Source organism: Emticicia sp. (assembly GCF_049241225.1).
Lineage (GTDB): Bacteria > Bacteroidota > Bacteroidia > Cytophagales > Spirosomataceae > Emticicia.
This window is the reverse complement of the sequence record NZ_JBMLRC010000292.1, coordinates 3474-10275: the sequence shown is the minus strand read 5'-3', so window position 1 is coordinate 10275 and position 6802 is coordinate 3474. Positions and strand designations below refer to the sequence as shown.

Here is a 6802-nt window from a genome sequence, read left to right as displayed (position 1 = left end):
TCGAATCCGCTCGGGACCTCGAAAGGTGACAGAAATGTCACCTTTTTTGTTTTATATCGCTTTTGTAATCTTGCTGTTTTATTTTTTCACAAATCATCTCCCTTAAAACAATAATTCCTAATTGCCTAACTGTCAAGCATTTACCTTAAACATCTATTTTAAAGAATAATGTTTCAAATTGCCTTAATGCTTGTTGAGTAGAAAATAGACGGATTATAGGTACTAAAAAATACAATTCGTTGAATCGTTCTTAAACCGTTAGAAATAAGTGAGTCATTTATTTCAAAAAACATTATTTTCCTTGAGATAAAGAGCAACTTCTTTAATCGAAGAAAAAGCATCTATTTTGAAATAATCTCGAGCAATTTCTAAAATTTTAGAGTTATACGTTTTTTTCAAAGTATTGATATTCAATCCAAGCGTTTCGCTGATTTCGGCATGTGTAATATCAGGATTTTGAGCAATAAGCTTCAAAATTGACATTTGTTTTTTGTTAAATCCAAATGGCTTCTCACTCTCTATCAATAATTTATCCTGATTTTTATCAATTACACTCTTTTCGACTTCTGATTCAATTTTGAAAAAATTACCCACTCTCAATCCTAATGCGTTGAGCTCTTTGTATTCTTTCAAAACTACAAAATGATTTAGGTAGGCAAGTACTTTTCCGCTTTTGTCAATTTGAAAAGGATATAGTGTACGTTTGGTCAGAATATATTTTTGGTTAGCATGAAGCAATGGTACTTGCACTACCACGTGTTGCTCCATGAACTTCACTTCGAAAGCATCAGAATTGGCTGTTTTGAATGAAGACTTAGCCGACATATTTAGTGCCTCGGCATATCTGGGATGGATAATTTTGAAGTAGGTAAATACATTAAATTGATTGTCGGGATACCCTAACCAATTTGCAACCCCGTGAACGTGCTCTATTCGTCGTTCAAGTAAGTTTACCACAAAAAAGAATTGTTCATACTTGATTGTTTTTTTCAAGGTTTCTATTTCTGCATCTTGCTTGTTTTTGGGCACTATCGGATAATAGGCTCCTCCTAATGGGTATTCCTCTTCCAAATACTGTAGAGCTTGTTGTAGTAGACTATTTTCTTGCATTTTTTTAGATATTCTTCTTAAAAGCGGAGTGTCCGCAAATATACAAGTATATTAATAATATTTTTGCGATACCACTTGAGAAATTCTAAACTAAACTTTTTTTGATTAATGAAAAAAGAATTCCCAAATCCTCTTGAATACATTACCCACTTGGAGGCAAGCGTCAATTACACTCTTATTCATAAAAAAAGTGGAAAAGTAGAAGTTTGTTGTTACACACTCAAACGCTTTGAAGAAATGCTTGCCTCAAACCCGTCTTTTATCAGAATCCACAAAGCATATATTGTTAATAAGCAGTTTATTCGTGATGTAATGCCCAAAAATGTAGTATTACACTCAGGCGAAGTTTTGCCGATAGCACGAAGACGAAAAATTTGATAGCTCTGATAAACCCAAAACTATTTTTGCTACAAAAAATTGTTGTTTTTTAAATCCACACTAAACGGCCGACGAAAATTTTAGTTTATTGATACAAAACATCGTATCAATAAACTAAATGGAGTGGGAAGAAATTATTCTATTTGCAATTGTAAATATCTATTTTATTGATCGTATCGAGTTTACAAAGCAGAAATCCTTTCATTACAACTGATTATTCAGCTGTAGTTTTTACAATAATAGCATTTCACATCTTACAGTGCTTCTTCTTGTACAGGATCTACAACTGATACTTCTTCTTGTTTGGTCATAAAAGTATCTGACAGTAACCCCTTGCTTTGTGCAATGATACTCTTATCACAACTTTCCCAAATAAATTTATCGCCTTTGTTCTGAAACTTACCTTCTATGGTCAATGGTTCGCCATTCAAGGTGATTTGACTTATTTTTGAAACATTATAAAACCCATTGGCTATGATTGAATAATAATTTCCATCAGATAGCTGCACAAGTGCATGGAAAACCGTTCGGTCTTTGTTTTGCTCTTGCCCAATGCGTAGGGGCATTTTTTTAGCCGTTACGGGTTGTATATCACACGATTCTTTCAACACTAAGCCTTTCATTGAAGGGGTGTTTTCGATGGCATTGACAATCATGGTTCGGTAAGCAAATTCGAGGTGCTTTAACTCATAATAATCTTCTTTGATTGGCTCAAAAATAGCCTTGTATAAATCCTGCTTTTTTTTGTCGGTCGTAAAATACTTTGAATAAACATAGCCTTCGTTATTATTGAACAGAAAACTAAAAAATGGTGTATCACTCACAATTACCTTATAATACCCCCCTTGTAGGTCGTTTGAATACAATTTTAACTCCGAGGTCGTTGGTACTTCCACATTATTTTTATCCATATTTTTGCCAAAGAGGTCGGCACTGCCCAGAAATTTTCCATCTTTTTTTGATGAATCTCTGATAATCAGTTCATTACTTAGGGCATAGACAGTTCCGAGTTTTTGGTATTCATAAAATTCATAACCTACATAAGCCAATACTCCCAGCAACGCAATCAAGAAAACATTTCTGGTTGTGTGATTTGGTGCAACATAATTATCGGCCGAAACTGTTCTTGGCGGTGGCGTGGTAGTCGAGGGCGACATTGGTTTGGGCGTACGCTCAACCTCGACACTGGGCCTCGGTGCTGGTTCAAGTGGCTTTTGCTCTACATTATAAGTAGGCGTCACACGCTCTATATCAACTTTGGGCGTTGGCTCAGGATAATTTCGCTCCAAATTATACACAGGAACTACGGGTTCTATTCTCGGTATTTCCTCAATTACATCTGGCGTTATGTATTCGGTATTTTTTCTGAGTTCTTCTTCACTTTTCAACCCTATAAAAGTTCTTTCTTCTGAACTCCCATCTAACGAAAACTTTTCATAAACCAATGAGAGATATTGACTAATCTGCTGATTATCAATCCTTTTCAAGGCATCCAGTTTATCGCTCGAAAACCTAATCTGTGGATGTTTTCTTTCCAGAAATTTAAGAAATTCAATAAAGTTGTTTTGATTAATATTCGACATATAATTACTCATTTGTTATAAGCTAATTCGGATAATTTATAAACCACATCGGTCGGTACGAAAGCGTATTTTACCTGCCCCGCTGTTTCGATTTTAAAACTTGCCTCGACTGTATTTTTCTCATGTTTTATCGAAAACCTATCGTCGTCAGTTTCCAGCAATCTTGGGTTATCGTTGTAAAAATTTGTAATACTATTACCTTGATTACGCAGCTTCACTTGAAATCTATCATCATCTGCCATCGAAACCGTGGCATCTTTTTCGTAAGCCAAATCAATAATTTTGGTCAGACTATCTACTCGAATCTTCACGATATTTCTCTCAGAAAGTTCATCGTTTTTTTCGGGTTTGCGTAATTCAAACGGTTTAGGTTTAATTGATAAATTCCAAACATAAATCCCCAATACAAGTATGATAATGCCCAAAAAAGCATAGATTTTTTGCATATTTTTCATCTATCTCATGTAATTTTTAAAGGATTCGGAATCAATAATTTGATTGATAATGGCTCGATAAACCGCCCATTCTTGGTTATCGGCTTCGTTGGCCGTAAAATAAACCACATAAAACTTATTGGGTTGACCAAAAGTTTGGGTTAAATCATTTTGTGAAATTATCAAAGCCAAACGCTTCGAATCGTTCTGTTTTCCTTCTTTGATTGTTCCAGTTTTGGCGTAGCAATAATAATTTCGGTAAACATTCGTGCCACCAAATAGGCCTGATGCCGTTCCACCACCGAGCAATACTTGTTTCATGCCTTCAAGCACATTTTTTTGCATGAAATCTACAAAAGCTTCATTGTGCCAAGTGCTGTCAATTTTCCAAGTCGATTTTCCAAAATCACGGTTTGTGAGGTGCAGGCTATAATCTTTGTTTTGACTAATCATCTTGCCAAACATCTCGGTCATTTTCATTGGCGTCACGTTATACGGTGTTCCGCCCAAGGTTGGATTTTTCAAACCATTGAAAAAATTCGTGAGTGCATTCGGGTGTTTTCGTTCGGCTTGAATAAAATAAGATTGCTCAGGAAAACTCCACAAAAAACCACCTACTTGTTGCTCTCGAAGTTTATCATAGACCACTGAATCGGCGTAATCTACCCTACCCTTGCCTTTGATATTTCGGTCGGTTTTATCAATATCTTCCACGATTAAACCCAAATTTTTGTCGATTCCGAGAGCCAAAAGCGATTTTTCATTTCCGAAATAGGTTTTCTCGTCTTTTGAGCTTCGAGGCCATGCTTTTTCTTTGAACGATTTCAAGCGATAAGGTACGCCCGCAACTTCAAGTGCAGGAAACTGATTATTCGGGTCGCTTAAATTACTTGAAAGTACATTTTCGATTTTATATTGATTATTTTTCTTAAAATCATCTCGGTGATAAGACCCCAAAAACAACAAGGCCGAATGATAAAAATTACTCGATGTTTGCAGGTATTGCACTGCACCGATACTTCCCCAACGTTCACCGTGTTCATCAATCCAGCCTTTTCGTTTCGGAAGTACATAGCCTGCATATTGCCCAGCCGATTCTTTTGTATCGCCTTTTTGCACCGAAAACACACTCGCTTGAGCTGGCTGTAAAATCAAATTTTCCCAACCGACATTGAGCTGCGATGCAATCGAAGCATAAACCAAAGGTTTAATCGACGAACCTGGGCCGTAAGCCAAATGCAACAAATTAGTATTTCCCCATTGGTCACGCTCGTTTTTGTTATTGCTAAAGAAAAAATACTTTTGGTTCATTTCTTCAATCGCAAGGGCGTTGTTAGGGTCGATTAATTTCCTGTTTTTTACGTAATCTTGCATCAGCCTAATTTTTCCATCACCATCGGCGGCCATTACGGCAAATTTGAAATTAGGCACATGCTTAAACTTATTTCGGAAACTATACAAAACGGTGTCATGAACTTGCTTATTCAACTCATAATCAAGCGAAATAGTGGCGTTCGTTTTCAACAAAGTATCAACATTATAGGCAGATTTTAGAGCATTGCTGTAATTATACGCCCAAAATAATTTTTCGGCCATCGGATAAACCATGCGTTGCTTGCCATTGACCCAATAATTACTCATAAAAGCATGATTATTGTTTTTTGAAAACGACACCAAGAAATGCTTTTTATCTTCGGTCACTTGGGCGAGTTCGTCGATGTCGAATTTATTTACAAATCCGCTAATATCTTGACTCAAAACTTCTTCTCGTTGGCTCGAAACAATATCAATGGTAGTGGTTTTGCGTTTGACCTCGTTTTGCAAATTGAGCAATACAATTGGCTCCGAAATACCCACAAACCAAGTGGCTGGCAATACCGCAACTTTGAGCGTACCGCCTTCCGAACCCGCAAAAAACGGAAACTTTGTGGTATTGATTATTCGGTTATGAATCCTGAGTATCGGATAAACCGTCGAGTCGGCACTTTCTTGATACAAATTACCTTTCCAAGCAGTTTTGTCTTGATAAGGCGGTAATTCGAGGTACAAATGTTTGTTATAAACCGACTGATAAAGGTCGCTGTCGTAGCGAATATAAATCGGACTATCTTGCCTAAAAGCATAGGCAGGATTTTTACGTAGAATATCAAAAATACTCTGCGAATAAGTGTCCGAAGTATCGTATAAAGCCTTAAATTCATCAGATTTTACCAAAATCGACAGGATTTTTGATAAATCTTGCGGAATCATATTTTCCCTATTCAATGCTCCATTATTGCTCGTTCGGAGCGTATCCTGAATATCATTGAATAATCCATTGAGGTTTTTGTTGATGGCGGTTTCGGTTTTACTCAATGTAATCTGAAAATTTTCTTCTCGCAGATTATTCGACCGACCACTCACCAACAAAAACACCGCCACTGTTCCGAAAAATATACCATAACGAGTAAAATCGTAGGTTGGAGCAATGGTTTTGATTTTGCGTTCGATGGGCTGATTGAGCAATGGAATAAAAAACAGCGTTAGCGGCAGCAGTAAACTCAGTTTACTGGTCAGACTCAAAAACGGAAAATCTTGACCAAAAAACACAAAGCGATTCGTAGAAGCCAACCACACAAAAAAGCCCAACGTAAAGACAAAAATCAAAGCGATGCTTCCACCGTAAGACTGCGGGGCAAACCGAGTTTTATTATTCGAATCTTGCTGATATAATTGGTAGCCCATCAGATGCACGAGCATCGGAATGGCCAAAAGCATGAGCAATAAATAGACAATTAAAGAACCAAACTCAGCAATTACATAGCGTGGCAAAACCACATCACGGGTTTGGGTCGAATAATTGACCCCACGATTGAAATGCGGCTTAAAATCAATGCGTTTTGAATCGTTTTCGGTCTTATTGAGATAACTATTGATAAACCATTGTCCCTCGGCAGTTTCGATAATTTTTCGTTCTTTGAACGAACTATAATCACTTTCGGCAATCAAATCATCAATCGGCTGATAGATTAATGACGCTCGCTGTGCCACACTCTTGATTTGGTCGTCGATGATGTTATCAATAAAATTTCTCGAAAACGGAATAACCAACACTAAAACTAAAGCCAAACCAATACCCAAAATTTTGTTCTGATTTTTCTTCGGCTTGGTCAAGTACAAATAAAGCGTTGAGCAAGTAATGACAATAATCAGAATGATATTTCGGTGAATTAAGAGCTTATGAAAGAGCGGTTTATAACCAATAAAAAGCAAATAAATGAGTAATGAAATGATGCCGTAAATCCAATAATTGTTGGG

The 6802-nt window shown here is 36.7% G+C and carries 5 protein-coding genes; 1 reads left to right on the top strand and 4 read right to left on the bottom strand.

The annotated features are described in order from the left end of the window. Positions 1-282: 282 nt before the first annotated feature. Positions 283-1110: a winged helix-turn-helix domain-containing protein gene (locus tag ACOVO2_RS15580; RefSeq protein ID WP_421770865.1), complete on the bottom strand. Its 828-nt coding sequence runs from the start codon at positions 1108-1110 to the stop codon at positions 283-285. 108 nt (positions 1111-1218) lie between these two features. Here ACOVO2_RS15580 and ACOVO2_RS15575 point away from each other — a divergent pair, with 108 nt between their 5' ends. Then, positions 1219-1488, top strand: coding sequence for a LytR/AlgR family response regulator transcription factor (locus ACOVO2_RS15575; protein ID WP_421770864.1), 270 nt, complete (start codon positions 1219-1221; stop codon positions 1486-1488). A 254-nt stretch (positions 1489-1742) separates the two neighbouring features. Here the strand turns inward: ACOVO2_RS15575 and ACOVO2_RS15570 are convergent, their stop codons facing one another. The 3 genes from ACOVO2_RS15570 to ACOVO2_RS15560 all read right to left on the bottom strand — a co-directional run. Next, on the bottom strand, positions 1743-3071 hold the full coding sequence (locus ACOVO2_RS15570; protein WP_421770863.1) for a hypothetical protein: 1329 nt from the start codon (positions 3069-3071) through the stop codon (positions 1743-1745). 8 nt (positions 3072-3079) lie between these two features. Next, entirely contained in the window at positions 3080-3517 is a 438-nt protein-coding gene (locus ACOVO2_RS15565) for a hypothetical protein (RefSeq protein WP_421770862.1), read from the bottom strand. Positions 3518-3526: 9 nt separating this feature from the next. After that, a partial coding sequence (locus tag ACOVO2_RS15560) for a hypothetical protein (RefSeq protein ID WP_421770861.1) occupies positions 3527-6802 on the bottom strand: 3276 nt, incomplete at its 5' end.

Coding starts and splice junctions, on each gene's coding strand:
- ACOVO2_RS15580 (WP_421770865.1), bottom strand. CDS start 1,110: ATGCAAGAAAATAGTCTACTACAACAAGCTCTACAGTATTTGGAAGAG.
- ACOVO2_RS15575 (WP_421770864.1), top strand. CDS start 1,219: ATGAAAAAAGAATTCCCAAATCCTCTTGAATACATTACCCACTTGGAG.
- ACOVO2_RS15570 (WP_421770863.1), bottom strand. CDS start 3,071: ATGTCGAATATTAATCAAAACAACTTTATTGAATTTCTTAAATTTCTG.
- ACOVO2_RS15565 (WP_421770862.1), bottom strand. CDS start 3,517: ATGCAAAAAATCTATGCTTTTTTGGGCATTATCATACTTGTATTGGGG.